Here is a 14,712-nt window from a genome sequence, read left to right as displayed (position 1 = left end):
ATGAAAGATAAATTTCATTCTCGGGATTTTATTATATTTATTTTGAGGTTTTTAAACTCCCAAATAATTACTTGGCGTAATGACCAAAAGCTCGTTTTTGATGTCGTCAGAAACATCTAAAGTTCCAATAAACTCATGAATCGATTCTTTGTTCATTACCGAATTTGTTCGTGTCAAACCTTTCAAAGCTTCATACGGATTTGGATACCCTTCTCTTCTTAAAATCGTTTGGATTGCTTCGGCAACAACCGCCCAGTTTTTTTCTAGATCTTCAGCAAATTTTGGAGCATTTAAAAGCAATTTGTTCAAGCCTTTAAGCGTAGCTTCAAAACCGATGATTGTATGTCCGATTGGCACGCCAACATTTCTCAAAACCGTTGAATCAGTCAAATCACGTTGCAATCTTGACAAAGGTAGTTTTGCAGAAAGATGTTCGAAAACCGCATTGGCAATTCCTAAGTTTCCTTCAGAATTTTCAAAATCAATCGGGTTTACTTTGTGTGGCATTGCAGATGAGCCTACTTCGCCTTCTTTAATTTTTTGCTTGAAGTAATCCATTGAAACATACGTCCAAATATCTCTGTCCAAGTCAATGATGATAGTATTTATTCTTTTTAAAGCATCAAAAAATGCTGCAAAATGGTCATAATGTTCAATTTGTGTCGTCGGGAAGGAATGTTGCAATCCAAGATTTCCTTCCACAAAATTCTTTCCGAATTCTTTCCAGTCAATATTTTTATAGGCAACGTGATGCGCGTTGAAATTTCCGGTTGCGCCACCAAATTTAGCAGCAAACGGAATGTTGAAAAGCAAACGCATCTGCTCTTCTAAGCGTTCTACGAAAACCGCAATTTCTTTGCCCAAACGAGTAGGGGAAGCCGGCTGTCCGTGTGTTCTTGCCAACATTGGAATGTCTTTCCACTCTACACTTAATTCTTTTAATTTTGAAGTCAACTCGATTAAAGATTTCAAATACACTTCTTGAAAAGCTTCTTTTGTCGATAACGGAATGGCGGTATTGTTGATGTCTTGAGAGGTTAATCCAAAGTGGATGAACTCTTTGTATTCTGATAAACCTAAATTGTCAAAAGCCGTTTTGATGAAATATTCCACCGCTTTTACATCGTGGTTTGTTGTTTTTTCAATGTCTTTTATAGACTGGGCGTCTTCGGTTGAGAAGTTTTTGTAGATATTTCTCAAACTTTCAAATAAAGAAGCATCAATGTTTTTCAGTTGTGGCAACGGAATCTCGCAAAGCGAAATAAAATATTCGATTTCCACCAAAACACGATATTTGATCAATGCTTCTTCTGAAAAATAATTTGATAATGATTTTGTCTTGCTTCTATATCTTCCATCGATTGGCGATATAGCGTTTAGTTCTGTTAAAGTTGTCATTTTGTGTTGTTGTTCAAGTAAACGCAAATATACTTTATATGAACGAAGTATAAAAGATATTTGTCAATTCGATTTTGAAAAAAGGGCAAATTTTACATTTAATTTACAGCTTATTTTTTAGATAGCTTTTCTTTTAAAATATTCATTCCTTCGGAAGCCGTTGCTACAATAATTTCGAGTGGATTTTTTAAGTTTGAAATTGTAGCCGGTTTCAAATCGATGTAAAATAATGTAGCCTCGGGTTTTGCAAAATCAATCAATCCTGCGGCGGGATAAACTTGCAACGAAGTTCCGATAACCACCAAATAATCAGCTTGCATCACCAAGGGAATCGCTTCTTCTAACGCAGGAACTGCTTCACCAAACCAAACAATGTGGGGACGAAGCTGGTTGCCGTTATCGTCAAGATCGCCTAAATTTACATCTTCACTCCAATCTAAAATGTAGTGGTGGTTTTTGATGCTTCTTACTTTTAATAATTCGCCGTGAAGATGTAGCACTTTCTTGCTTCCGGCGCGTTCGTGTAAATCGTCCACGTTTTGGGTAACGATATGCACGTCATAATCCTCTTGCATTTCAGCTAAAATTTCGTGTGCGCGATTTGGTTTTACTTCTTTGAGCTGCTGTCTTCTTTTATTATAGAAATCTAAAACAAGCTCCTGGTTTTTTTGCCAGCCTTCGGGAGATGCAACTTCCATAACATCGTGGCCTTCCCAAAGTCCGTCAGAATCGCGAAATGTTTTGATGCCGCTTTCAGCACTGATTCCGGCTCCAGATAATATGACTAATTTCTTTTTCATAGTTTAAAAATAGAAACGCCTTATATGAAATTCCATATAAGGCGTCTTAAAGATATAAATTTATTACAAATTAAGCTTTTCCTAAAGTGTAAAGTTGTTCTAATGTTGGAGAAACGCTTCCGCCAGCTGGTTCTAACGTAATACCAAATGCTTCGGCATCATTGGCATTTTCAACAGAGAAAATACGTTTTGAATTTCCTTTGAAATCATCCAATAGACCGATGCTCGTCGGCGTCAGCGGATTTAATTTCAACGCCCAAACCTGATATACCATTCCTTCAGGAGGTTCTGGCAGGCCGGCAGCGTCAATATGAACCGCTTTTGTGTTTTTGTTCCAATATACTTTTGCAAAAGAGGTTGGGGAAACTTCTTGTCCGGCCAAAGCAATCACGGCATTATTGTTATCTCTAACGACAGAAAGCGCCGTTTCCGATTCCTTATTTTGCAATGTCAGGTCGACAACTGATTTTTGCAAATCACTTCTTTCTTTTTCAACATTTACAATCTGCGTATCTTTTTCTTGTAATTTTTGATATTGATACCCCACGCCGATCAGCAATAAAATCGATGCGGCATAACCGAGGTATAAAAAGATGTTCGATTTTTTTGGAGCCATATCCACCACGCCGTGTTTCAGCATCAACGCCGCACGGATTTTTTCATAATTTTCAGACGATAGGAAAGGCGAGACGCTTTCTGAGAAATTGATTATCGCTTTTTCAATTGACACAATTTCAGCTTTTATGTCTGCATCGCTTTCGGACATCCTTACCACTTCACTGAATTCTGGCTCTTCAAGCTGCCCGAAAACATAAAGTTCTAAAATACCTGAATCTATATATTCTTGCTTATCCATTATACTTTTAAAAAGTTTCTTAAATCATTAATACAGTTTCTGTTCTGGGTTTTGACAGTTCCAAGCGGAATTTGCAATTCATCAGAAGCTTCCTGCTGGGTATATCCTTTGAAAAACAAAAGATCAATAATCTGGATACATTTTGGTTTTAATTTTTTTACAAATTCGCGAATTCCAATTGTATCAATCTTATTGGTCAGCTTGTTGCTGTCGTCTAACAGATGTACGAAATTATCAGAACTAAGGTTTTTTTGCTTGTTGTTGTAGCCTTTCGAGCGAAGTTTGTCGATGGTTGTATTTCTGGCTATATTAAGGATCCACGTGTAAAAACGTCCTTTGCTTTCGTTATAGCTATCAATGTTTTTCCAGATTTTTACAAACGTTTCTTGAAGCACGTCTTCTGCTTCTTCTTGGTCGCGAACGAGGTTGTAAATAACACTGTAAAGACTTTTTGAATACATATCATACATTAATGTAAATGCTCTGTCGTCTTTTTTGTAAATTTGCGGTAATAATTCTTCTTGCGTCATAGCCTATTTTTAGCTTAGCCAAATTAAGAAAACTATTTAAGAAAATCACTAATTATATGAAAGAAAATACTTCTGAAGTCGAATATCTTGCTTATTTAGAAGAATTTATAACTGAAAACCGCAAAAATAAATTCCTTAAAGTTTTAGAAAAAAGAACCAATCATTTTACCGTTGCCGTGGAAGACGTGTTCCAGTTGCACAACACCAGTGCCGTGATGCGAAGCTGTGAAGTCTTCGGGATACAGAATTTACACGTAATTGAAGAGAAATTCGGGAAAAGCATCGATAAAGAAATTGCAATGGGCGCCCAGAAATGGGTGGATGTGAATCGGTATGATTCTAATGTTTCATGTATAAAATCATTAAAAGAAAAAGGCTATCAAATCATTGCTACGACGCCACACGAGAACGATTGTTTGCTGGATGAATTTGATATTACAAAACCTGCTGCTATATTTTTTGGGACCGAACGCGACGGACTTTCAGAAGAAGTGATGAATGAAGCCGATGGTTTTATGAAAATTCCGATGGCTGGTTTTACAGAAAGTTTAAATATTTCAGTTTCAGCGGCGATTATCATTCAAAATATTATGGGCCGCCTTCACAAATCAGATTTAGATTGGCATCTTTCTGAAGAAGAAATGATTGCGCTTCGATTGGCTTGGACAAAAAACTCGATAAAAGATATTAAAAGAATTGAACAGCGTTATAAGGAAATTAATAATTTAGTATAGTTTTAAAGCGAAAGGTTCAGGATTTATAAGTGAAAATTTTGCTTAATGAAAGACCAAGCCGTCTTATTCAACAGTAAAGACTGTAATATTGTTTTTATCGACTTCAAAATATCCTTTACCCTTAAGTCCTTTAACTGTGTAATCGTTGAAAAATATTTTAGAGGAATTATCTGAATTCAAGATTCTGGGAATAATTGTATGAATCTCTTTATTATAGAGTGATTGTATCTTTTTAAATGCTCCATTTTCAATCTCGCTGATGAAAGTCTCTGAAGAATTGGAAACAATATGAAATAATCTTTTATTGTATTCAAATGTAAACAATGTTGTCATTCCAAATTTATTAACAAGTATTTTTGCTCCTTTATTTCCAATTTTTTGGAAAATAATTTTTTCCCCTCTATTTATTTTTTTTAGCAATAATGGATTTGTTATTTCGTATATTTTTGTAAATCCTCCCATATGGTTTAGTGTTCCAGTGACGATGTATTTTCCTTTGAATTTGTTTATCATTAGCGCACAAGTAGACTCAAATATATACTCAAATTTAGTTTTCTTATCTTTGAATTTCACCCAACCTCCAAATTCTCCACGGCAAGAATCTCTAACAGAATATCTATCGTCATCATATAATGTTTTAAATTCGTTGACAGAATCAATTTTTTTTCTAAGTATTACTAATTCTTCGAAGCTTATTATCTTTGACTTAATTGTAAAAATTTGATTATTTAGAGCAACAATTTTAGAGATGGAAAATAGGCAAACGAATAATAGTAGAAAATTTTTCATAAATTGTCTTTGGCTATTTCAGATAAGTAAATAAAATTATGCTTAGATTTATGGTAATTATTGTCTTTTATCTCTTTCCTTTCAAAATTTTATATTCCTCATAACATTCATTAATAGCGTCCATGATTTGAAGATCGTTAGCTGTTTTAATAAATGATTCTGAATAATTGCATCGCTCTAAAATTTCAGCAATTTCTTTTGGTGTAACGCCTAATAATGCGCCTAGTGTTTCTCGGTCAAATTTAGAAGCTAAAAGATTCTTGACATTGTCATCTTTTTTCATTTCCTTCAAACGCTTTAATTCTGTTGGTTTTTTTCCAAAGAAATTATAAAGCATATCTGCGGGATTAAAAATAGATCCCATTACTTTTGAGAAAGCATTTGGGGAATTATGACCAACTTCATATCCAGCCGTAAGACCAGAAATGCTGTAGCGGTAATTTTCTTTAATTGGTATGATTTTGTAATCTACTTCTAAATAACCGGTAAGGTTGTATTGATTAATCACGACTTCTGGTAGCGCATAGGCTTTTTCAGTCATCTTAATTTTTGTATTTTGATCTCTAAACCAGTCATTTGTTACTCTGACTTTTATAGATTTATAGCCTAACGAAGAAATGTGTAACGTATCGTTTACAGTTGCTTCCAATTGGAATGCACCGCTTCCGTTAGAAGTCGTTCCTTTTACTTTATTTAGGTTGATGATACTAACCTCGGGAATCACTAGTAAAGTCTTGTCGTTGACAATTGTACCCGAAATTTTATCTTGCGAAAAGGCAAGAGTGTGGAGGAGGAAAAAAAAGAAAACTGCAAAATATCTCATAGCCTTGTTGAATGGCATTAAAAGTAATAAAACTCTTTAAGATATTTTGCAGTCTCAGTATAATTATAAGAAAATTAACTAAAAAAATTAGTCTCTTCTTGGTCTTCTTGGTCTTGGTGCGTCAGATGATCCTGAAGCATCAGAACGTCTCGGAGCTCTTTCAGAAAAACCGCCTTCTCTTTTTGGTCGGTCAGAAGAAAAACCACCGTCTCTTCTTGCAGGTCTGTCAGATGAAGATGATCCACCGCGATCGCTTCTGAATCCACCTTCTCTTCTTGGAGCTGCACCTCTGTCGCTTCTGAAACCACCGCTTCTTTCGCCACCAGATCTTCCGCCACCAAATCCGCCACCACTTCTTCCGTTGTGGTCTCTTCTTGAGTTGCTTCTTCCGCCACCGTCGTTTTTAGAAATCTCAACGTTGATTCTTCTTCCTTCTAATTCAAATCCGTTAAGAACTTCCATCACTTTATCAGTGTGTTCTGGATCTGTATTAAAGAATGAGAATCCTTCTTTTACGTCAACCTTGAAAACGTCGTCACGACCAAGGTCTAATGTTTCTTTCAAGAAATCTTTCAATGACATCCAGTCAAAATTATCGCGAGAACCAATGTTCACGAAATAACGAGTCGCACCGCTGTTGTTCTCTCTTGGAGCACTGTCGCTGTCACGTCTTTCACCAGAAGATTGAGAAGAAATATCTCTGTTTTTCTTGTAATAGTTGATAAATCTGTTGAATTCTACAGAAACAATTTTTTTGATCAATTCTTCTTTTGACAAATCTTCAAGCACGCTTGTGATTGCCGGAAGGTAGTTGCCAATTTCCTGATCAACTTCGGTATCTTTAATCTTGTTTGCTAAATGCAATAGTTGGATTTCACAGATTTCGATTCCAGATGGAATTGTTTTCTCTTCAAATTTTTGCTTGATGATTCTTTCGATAGAAGAAATCTTGCGCATTTCGCTTTTAGTCACGATTACGATAGAAGTTCCTAATTTTCCAGCACGACCAGTTCTTCCAGAACGGTGGTTGTACGTTTCAATTTCGTCAGGAAGTTGGTAGTTTACAACGTGTGTAATGCTGTCAACGTCAATTCCACGCGCTGCAACGTCAGTTGCAACAAGCATTTGGATTTGTCTTCCTCTAAAAGATTTCATTACACCGTCTCTTTGTGCTTGAGATAAATCTCCGTGCAAAGCAGCGGCGCTATAACCATCTTCTACTAATTTTTCGGCAACAGCTTGCGTGTCTCTTTTGGTACGACAGAAAACTACAGAGAAGATATCTGGATTTGCATCCGCCAATCTTTTTAAAGCTTCATAACGGTCACGAGCATTTACTAAGTAAAATTCGTGAGAAACAGTTGCAGAACCTGAATTTTTAGTTCCCACAGTAATTTCTACCGGTTCGCTCATGAATTGTTTTGCAATTCGAGCTACTTCTTGCGGCATGGTAGCCGAGAATAACCAAGTGTTTTTTTCGTCTGGAGTGTCAGATAAAATAGATACGATGTCTTCATAGAATCCCATGTTCAACATTTCGTCAGCTTCATCAAGAACACAGTAATCTATGTTTTTAATATTAACCAAACCTCTGTTGATCATGTCTTGCATTCTTCCTGGAGTTGCTACAATGATTTGAGCGCCTCTCTTAATGTCTCTTGCTTGTTCTGTAATACTTGCGCCACCATAAACTGCTACCACATTAATACTTTTTTCGTATTTTGCGTAGTTTTTAAGTTCGTTAGTAATCTGTAAACATAATTCGCGTGTAGGCGATAAAACTAATGCTTGTGTGTTTCTGTTGTTGGCATCAATTTTTTGGATTAGCGGAAAACCGAAAGCTGCTGTTTTCCCTGTCCCTGTTTGAGCCAACGCAACCATATCTGTGTCTTTTTCCAATAATAGGGGAATCGCCTTTTCCTGTACCTCTGACGGATTTTCAAATCCTAGATCTAAAATCGCCTTCAGTAACGATTCATTCAATCCTAATTGTTCAAATTTATTCATATATGTATTTAAAATAGGGCGCAAAGGTACGTTTAATAAACCATTTAAACTAATGCAAAACAGAAGTTTATTTTTTTATTAAATATTGAAAATCAGAAAGTTACTTTTTTAAGTAAGCGATGAGTTGTGCGACTGCTTTCGCTCGATGGCTAATAGAACCCTTTTCTTCGAATGAAAGTTGTGCAAAAGTATCAGAAAATCCTTCGGGTTTAAAGATGGGATCATACCCAAAACCGTTGCTTCCTTTTTTTTCAAAAGTGATTTCTCCGAAGATTTTCCCTGTAAATAATTCTTGCCTTCCGTTAAGGTTGAGTGCGATAACGGTTTTGAAATTGGCGCTTCTGTCAGAATGAGATTCTAATTCAGAAAGCAATTTGTTCATATTGTCTTGGTCGTTTTTTTGCTCCCCAGCATAACGTGCGGAGATAACTCCAGGTGCGCCATTTAAGGCATTTACTTCCAAACCTGAATCGTCTGCAAAACAGTCGTAACCATAGTTTTGGGTTACATAATTCGCTTTTAAAATCGCATTTCCTTCAATGGTTTCGGCAGTTTCTTCAATGTCTTCAAAACAGCCGATGTCTTCCAGGCTTAAGATTTGAATATCATTTGGTAAAAGACTTTGGATCTCTTTAATTTTATTTTTGTTATTGGACGCGAAGACAAGTTGCATGTTTTTGATGATTTAAGATTTTAGGCATAAGGTGTAAGTACTCAGCTTTTGAGCAAAGATACTATTCTTGAACAAAAAATTTATATTCACAATTTATTCCTTTGAACCATAAACCCAAATCCTTATAACCTTTTAAAGTTCGTTGACTTCTTTTTTATAAAAATTTACATAAAAAAAATCACCAGGATCTAAGCCTTGTTCTAAAATGGCAGAATTGATCAGGCCTATTTTTTCTGAAGTAATTTCTTCAGAACTGGAATAATTTAAGAAATTTATAAAATCGTCGCTGTTTAAAAATTTAAAGCTCAAGTCGGTATTTAAAGAATATTGCGTAATCTTAAAATCTAACTTACGGCCCAAATCTTTCACGTTTGTTTCTGATTCAATAAAACCGTTCTTTATTAAGGAGTCAATTATATTTTTAAAATGATCGTTCATGATAACTGTTTGTTTTGAGATTATTTACACTAAAATACAATTATAAAACCGAAATTTTGTTAGAAAAAACCCAAAGAAAAGTTGATTTTGCACAAATATTTATGAAGATTTTTTAATAGTGAAATTAATTTATCAATAGCTTTGGTAGAAATTAGTATTTAAAATGGCTTTTACAATTACGATGCTTCTCTTGCTGACGCTATCCGTTATTCTATTTTTTAATCTTCCAAAATTTGGACGAAGACCAAATGGAACAAGGCTTGAAAGAGTAAAAAAATCTGAAAACTATAAGAATGGACAGTTCAGAAACATCACTTTTACGCCTGATTTAACCGATGGAGCGAATTATTACACGTTTATGAAAGAATTTTTCTTTGGAAAAAGCAAACGCAACACTCCAAAAGATCGTATTCCTTCTGTAAAAACAGATTTGAAAAATTTAGATCCGCAAAAAGATATTTTAGTCTGGTTTGGACATTCGTCTTATTTCATGCAATTGAGCGGTAAAACTTTTTTAGTTGATCCCGTTTTTAGCAACCGCGCTTCACCGCTTTCTTATACGGTAAATGCCTTTAAAGGCAGTAATGTGTACTGCGCAGATGATTTTCCTGAATTAGATTTTTTAATAATTACGCATGATCATTGGGATCATTTAGATTTTAAGACTGTCATCAATTTAAAATCAAAGACGAAAAAGGTGATTACAAGCTTGGGAACAGCACAGCATTTTGAGCGTTGGAAATTTGACCTGAGCCAAATTCATGAAATGGACTGGCATGAAGAAATTGATTTGAAAAATGGTTTTACGATTAATTCGCTTCCTTCAAGACATTTTTCGGGACGTGGATTAAAGCGAAATCAAGCACTTTGGAATTCTTTTGTTTTAAAAACGCCCAATAAAAAGATATATATAGGAGGAGATTCTGGATATGATGCCTTTTTTAAAGCTTTCGGAAAACAATTTGGCCCATTTGATTTGGCTGTTTTAGAATGTGGGCAATACAATAAAAACTGGAAACATATTCATATGATGCCAGAAGAAACGATCCAAGCTTCAAAAGATTTAAATGCAAAAGTAGTGCTTCCGGTGCATTGGGGGAAATTTCCGTTGGCTCTGCACGATTGGGATGAACCGATAATTCGAGCGGAAAAAGAGGCGAAATTACAGAATGTGGCGTTGGCGCATCCGATGATTGGAGAAATTCTAGATTTTGAAAATTTAGGAAACACGAAGAAATGGTGGGAAGGAGTGGCGTAACGTTGCCGTAATTAATTTTAAGACTAAAGCTAGCATCAGGGTTTTGCGTAAAACAGTACCGCCTAAAAAGTGCAAAAGCCGATCTGGAGCGATCGGCTTAAGCGGTAAGAGCGTAACCCTGTTTCCAGGTCTCTCGGTGCAAAAGTAGTCTAATTTATTTATTGCGCAAGCATTATTTTTGTTTTTTTTTAAATAGAAGTTAGAAATTAGAATGGAGCGCGGTGCAGTGTAGAAAATGAGCAGTGTATTAAGAACTGCATTCATTTGTTTTTAGTCTGAATTATCCATTTTTAATTTCCATATCTAAAATCTCATTACAACATTCTCCCATCTCATTACAAATACTATTAAAGTTATATTAAATGCGCTCTCGCAATGGTTTTTTAATCGTAATTTCATATCAAATGGAAAATTAAAAACCACTATAACATTAAAATCACATTGAAATGAACACAAAAAATCTTTTGCTTTTCGGAATCATGAGCCTTGCTTTAGCCACCATTGTAAAAACATTTATCAACAAGATGGAAATCTTCGATGATGAGGAGGAAGATCGCGAATTGGATGGTCACGAAGAAGAATATGGTTTTCCATTATTTATTTAAGAACAACAAGAATAATCTATATATAAAACAACGCTATGAGTAACCAAAAATTAATTATAGGGATTGCAGCTGGAGTTGCAGCCTTAGCAGTAGTAGGAATTATTTGCAATAAAAAAGGATATACCTTAAATTCTATTCTTGACAAAGCAGGAGACATCGCCGGGAAGGTCAAAGATTCAGTTGGAAAAATTAAGGATTCAGCAGTATCTGTATCTGAAAACGCAATTCAAGAAAGTAAAAATATTGCAGAAAAAGCAATTAATTCTACGTCAGATTTAAAGGATAAAGCTTCGAACGCTGTAAGCTAAATTTATTATTATTGTGAGAAAAACGGCTTGCTTTTTTAAAGTAAGCCGTTTTTTTTTATTGTCAAAAGTTTAAAGGATTAAATGTAAATTTACACAAAGAAATTTTTTATGAAAGCTAAACATTACTTTTTTGCAATTGCCTTCGCGCTTGTTTCTTGCAAGTCTTCAAAATTTGATAAAAATACTGTTGTCTCAGAATCAGAAACGGTAATTATTGGTCAGTTTAAAATTTTGAATAAGGAGAAAGATATCACTAAAAACGCAAAGATTTATTTTGATGAAAATAAAAAGGGAGTGTTGTCGTATAAGTTAAATCAAGACGGATTAATGATTATGAAAGTTCCAAAAGGAAATCATTTTATAAAATTGATTTATACGCCTTTTGGTTCTGTAAATCTTCCGATAGGATATGCAAATATTTCTGTTCCAGAACATTCAAATGTTTATTACATTGGAAATATTGAAATTCAAACCGATGGTCAATTATCGAAAAAGTTTCAAGGAGCAATTTATGATACGTCACCTCGCTGGAAAATGGAGAAAAAGCTTTCGATAAAAATAGCTGATGAAGGTGAAGAGTCGAAAAAAAATTATGAAAAAGAATTTGGAAATAACGGAAAATTTGTAAAATCTTTGCTTTCAATAGAAGAATAAATAAAAAAAAGATATGGGATTGTTTTCAGCATTATTAGGCAACGCAGGTTCAGTTGGACTTGAAGAATTGAACAAAAAATATGAAATGCTTCTTACGGAAGGAGAAGTGATAGAATTGGGATTTAAATTGATTCGAGATACTTTTATTTTTACAAACAAACGATTGATTTTAGTTGAAAAACAAGGTATCACTGGAAGTAAAACAGAATACAGATCGATTGCTTACAAAGCGATTACACGTTTTAGTGTAGAAACCGCAGGAACTTTTGAATTGGATGCAGAATTGAAAATATGGGTTTCAAGCGAAGCAGTTCCAAGTATTAAAAAACAATTTAATAAATCGGTTAACGTGTATGAAGTGCAAAAAGTTTTAGCGCATCACGTTTTAAAATAGTCTGACTTTTTAATCAAAAAAAATCCCAATCAATTGATTGGGATTTTTTTTGATTCTTATTTAGAAACTTCCTTGATGCTGATTGCAAAACCGCCACTTGTTGCCATTGGCTGTTTCAGCTTAGTCTTTGAAGTTACTTTCATCTTTTTGATTTCATAAGATTGTGGATTGTTGATGTAATCGGCATCTTTTCCGTCAGCGTAAATGATTGCTTCGTAGGTTTTTCCTTTTGAAAGAAAATCAAAATTTACATTGCCAACTCTTTTGTTCTCGTCCGTAATGCCACCTACAAACCATTCGTTTTTACCCTTTGCTTTTCTTGCAATGGTAATATAATCTCCTGGTTCAGCTTCTAAAATATAGGTTTCGTCCCAGTCAATCGCCACGTCTTTAATGAATTGGAATGCATCCAAATGTTTGTTGTACGTTTCTGGTAAATCAGCCGCCATTTGCAATGGAGAATACATCGTCACATATAAAGCCAATTGTTTTGCCAAAGTGGTGTGGATGAAAGAATTATTATCCGGATTGTAAACATTTACTTTGGTTTGGAAAATCCCCGGGGTGTAATCCATCGGGCCGCCCATTAATCGCGTAAAAGGAAGAATTGTGGTGTGGTCCGCATTATTTCCTCCAAAAGATTCATATTCCGTTCCACGCGCCGCTTCGTTTCCAATCAAGTTTGGATACGTTCTGCTCAATCCTGTAGGGCGAACCGCTTCGTGTGCATTCACCATGATTTTATAGTCTGCCGCTTTTGTAACAGCATACAGATAATGATTGTTAGCCCATTGTCCGTAATGGTATTCGCCACGAGGGATAATATCGCCCACATAACCGCTTTTTACAGAAGTATAGCCATTATCCACCATAAATTGGTACGCTTTGTCCATGTGCCTTTCATAATTTCTGATCGAACCTGAAGTTTCATGGTGCATCATCATTTTTACGTTTTTAGATGCCGCATATTTATGCAGTTCTTTTACGTCAAAATCAGGATAAGGTGTTACAAAATCAAAGACATAATCTTTTGATTTACCAAACCAATCTTCCCAGCCTTCATTCCAGCCTTCGACTAAAACGGCATCAAATCCGTGTTGTGATGCAAAATCAATATATTCTTTTACATGTGCTGTGTTGGCCGCGTGTTTTCCATTCGGTTTTGTTTTTGAGTAATCCGTTTCTCCTAACTTAACGCTTGTCAGGTCATTGTAAGCCCAAGAGCTTTTTCCAGTAATCATTTCCCACCAAACGCCAACATATTTCACAGGCTTGATCCAAGAAACATCTTTGTATTTTGTAGGTTCGTTTAAGTTTAAAATCATTTTTGAAGCCAAAATTTCAGTTGCTTTATCGCTGACCACCACGGTTCTCCACGGTGACTGCGTTGGCGCTTGCAAATAACCTTTGTCGCCAATAGCATCAGGTGTCAAAAATGAATTTAGAATAAAATTTTTATCGTCTAATTCCAATGACATGGCTGAATAATCAACCAATGCCGCTTCATGTATATTGATGTACAAACCGTCTTTGCTTTTCATCATCAAAGGCGTTTGGACACCAGTATCAGAAAAAGTCTGTTGCGACGCATTTGGTGTTACAGCATCCTTCATTTTTCCCCTGATTTCAGATAAATTTGAAGTCACCGTGCTGTATTCTTGCGTGTCAAAATCGCCCGGAAGCCAAAATGTTTTGTGGTCTCCAGCTAGGGCAAATTGCGTTCTTTCTTCTTTTATGATGAAATAAGACAATTCTTTTTGTTCTGGAAATTCATATCTAAAACCGAGGCCGTCGTTGAAAACGCGAAAACGAATTCGGATAAAACGATCTTTTACCGATTTTTGCGAAAGCGTAACAAGCAGTTCATTATAATTATTTCGGATGGTTTTTTGCTCACCCCAAACCGGAGTCCAAGTTTCATCAAACGTATTGTTTTCAACTTTTGTAACCGTAAAACCTTCTAAAAAGGAAGGCACATCTTTGGTTTCAATACCCAGTTTACTGTTTTTGATAACGGCCTTGTTCTTATAATTTAATTCATAAGTCGGAACACCGTTGCCTGTGACGCTGAATTTCAGCTTGAGATTTTTATCTGGTGAAGAAATTTCTTGGGCTTGCACCATAAAACAAGCCGCCAGAACGAAAAATGTGGAAAAGAATTTACTCATAATTACAACATTATTATTTATGTATCGTAAAAATAGCAAAATCAGCAGTAGGGGCAGGTGTTATTTTTAGATTTGGAGGGCAAACGCAAATTACAACGTTATAGTTGTTGTTTTTGTTGAAAAGTATTTTACCTAAAGAAAATGTTTGAAATGGTAAAATAGTGATTAGCTGTTTATTCGTTCAAAAAGTTCAATTTCGTATTTAATCTAATAGGATTTTTAAATTATTGATTGTAACAAAATCTCACTCAGAAGCTTGAATTTTACTACAAATGTT

Annotated in this window: 16 protein-coding genes; 6 read left to right on the top strand and 10 right to left on the bottom strand. The window is 35.2% G+C overall.

Annotated features, from left to right (window positions below; translation table 11 throughout):
• Positions 1-51: 51 nt before the first annotated feature.
• From purB to EG849_RS05015, 4 genes are all read right to left on the bottom strand, one after another.
• Positions 52-1,398: an adenylosuccinate lyase gene (gene purB / locus EG849_RS05030; protein WP_125011997.1), complete on the bottom strand. Its 1,347-nt coding sequence runs from the start codon at positions 1,396-1,398 to the stop codon at positions 52-54.
• 110 nt (positions 1,399-1,508) lie between these two features.
• Entirely contained in the window at positions 1,509-2,198 is a 690-nt protein-coding gene (locus tag EG849_RS05025) for an SIR2 family NAD-dependent protein deacylase (protein WP_125011996.1), read from the bottom strand.
• Positions 2,199-2,268: 70 nt separating this feature from the next.
• Entirely contained in the window at positions 2,269-3,054 is a 786-nt protein-coding gene (locus EG849_RS05020; RefSeq protein WP_125011995.1) for an anti-sigma factor, read from the bottom strand.
• Positions 3,054-3,584, bottom strand: coding sequence for an RNA polymerase sigma factor (locus EG849_RS05015; RefSeq protein ID WP_125011994.1), 531 nt, complete (start codon positions 3,582-3,584; stop codon positions 3,054-3,056). Before EG849_RS05015 ends, EG849_RS05020 begins: the two co-directional genes overlap by 1 nt.
• 56 nt (positions 3,585-3,640) lie before the next feature.
• Here EG849_RS05015 and EG849_RS05010 point away from each other — a divergent pair, with 56 nt between their 5' ends.
• Complete coding sequence (locus EG849_RS05010; protein ID WP_125011993.1) at positions 3,641-4,318, top strand: TrmH family RNA methyltransferase; 678 nt, start codon at positions 3,641-3,643, stop codon at positions 4,316-4,318.
• 63 nt (positions 4,319-4,381) lie between these two features.
• Here the strand turns inward: EG849_RS05010 and EG849_RS05005 are convergent, their stop codons facing one another.
• The 5 genes from EG849_RS05005 to EG849_RS04985 form a co-directional block, all read right to left on the bottom strand.
• Positions 4,382-5,107, bottom strand: coding sequence for a hypothetical protein (locus EG849_RS05005; protein WP_125011992.1), 726 nt, complete (start codon positions 5,105-5,107; stop codon positions 4,382-4,384).
• A gap of 67 nt (positions 5,108-5,174) precedes the next feature.
• Positions 5,175-5,930, bottom strand: a complete 756-nt coding sequence (locus EG849_RS05000; RefSeq protein WP_125011991.1) for a carboxypeptidase-like regulatory domain-containing protein — start codon at positions 5,928-5,930, stop codon at positions 5,175-5,177.
• 87 nt (positions 5,931-6,017) lie between these two features.
• Positions 6,018-7,937: a DEAD/DEAH box helicase gene (locus EG849_RS04995; protein WP_125011990.1), complete on the bottom strand. Its 1,920-nt coding sequence runs from the start codon at positions 7,935-7,937 to the stop codon at positions 6,018-6,020.
• A gap of 100 nt (positions 7,938-8,037) precedes the next feature.
• Complete coding sequence (locus tag EG849_RS04990) at positions 8,038-8,610, bottom strand: non-canonical purine NTP diphosphatase (RefSeq protein ID WP_125011989.1); 573 nt, start codon at positions 8,608-8,610, stop codon at positions 8,038-8,040.
• 132 nt (positions 8,611-8,742) lie between these two features.
• Positions 8,743-9,048 carry a hypothetical protein gene (locus EG849_RS04985; protein ID WP_125011988.1) on the bottom strand — a complete coding sequence of 102 codons (306 nt, stop codon included), beginning with the start codon at positions 9,046-9,048 and terminating at the stop codon, positions 8,743-8,745.
• A 163-nt stretch (positions 9,049-9,211) separates the two neighbouring features.
• On the opposite strand from EG849_RS04985, the gene EG849_RS04980 reads away from it, so the two are divergent.
• From EG849_RS04980 to EG849_RS04965, 5 genes are all read left to right on the top strand, one after another.
• A complete protein-coding gene (locus EG849_RS04980; RefSeq protein ID WP_125011987.1) occupies positions 9,212-10,306 on the top strand; it encodes an MBL fold metallo-hydrolase in 1,095 nt (364 codons plus the stop codon).
• Between the two features lie 446 nt (positions 10,307-10,752).
• Positions 10,753-10,911 carry a hypothetical protein gene (locus EG849_RS15585; protein WP_158611919.1) on the top strand — a complete coding sequence of 53 codons (159 nt, stop codon included), beginning with the start codon at positions 10,753-10,755 and terminating at the stop codon, positions 10,909-10,911.
• A gap of 35 nt (positions 10,912-10,946) precedes the next feature.
• On the top strand, positions 10,947-11,219 hold the full coding sequence (locus tag EG849_RS04975) for a hypothetical protein (protein ID WP_125011986.1): 273 nt from the start codon (positions 10,947-10,949) through the stop codon (positions 11,217-11,219).
• Between the two features lie 108 nt (positions 11,220-11,327).
• Positions 11,328-11,873 (top strand): hypothetical protein, encoded by a 546-nt coding sequence (locus EG849_RS04970; RefSeq protein ID WP_125011985.1) that lies wholly within the window; start codon positions 11,328-11,330, stop codon positions 11,871-11,873.
• A gap of 13 nt (positions 11,874-11,886) precedes the next feature.
• A complete protein-coding gene (locus EG849_RS04965) occupies positions 11,887-12,267 on the top strand; it encodes a PH domain-containing protein (RefSeq protein WP_125011984.1) in 381 nt (126 codons plus the stop codon).
• A gap of 56 nt (positions 12,268-12,323) precedes the next feature.
• Here the strand turns inward: EG849_RS04965 and EG849_RS04960 are convergent, their stop codons facing one another.
• Positions 12,324-14,435, bottom strand: a complete 2,112-nt coding sequence (locus tag EG849_RS04960) for a glycoside hydrolase family 97 protein (protein WP_125011983.1) — start codon at positions 14,433-14,435, stop codon at positions 12,324-12,326.
• Positions 14,436-14,712 lie beyond the last annotated feature (277 nt).

This window comes from Flavobacterium macacae (assembly GCF_003865365.1).
Taxonomy (GTDB): Bacteria; Bacteroidota; Bacteroidia; order Flavobacteriales; family Flavobacteriaceae; genus Flavobacterium; species Flavobacterium macacae.
This window is presented reverse-complemented; position numbering and strand designations above follow the sequence as displayed.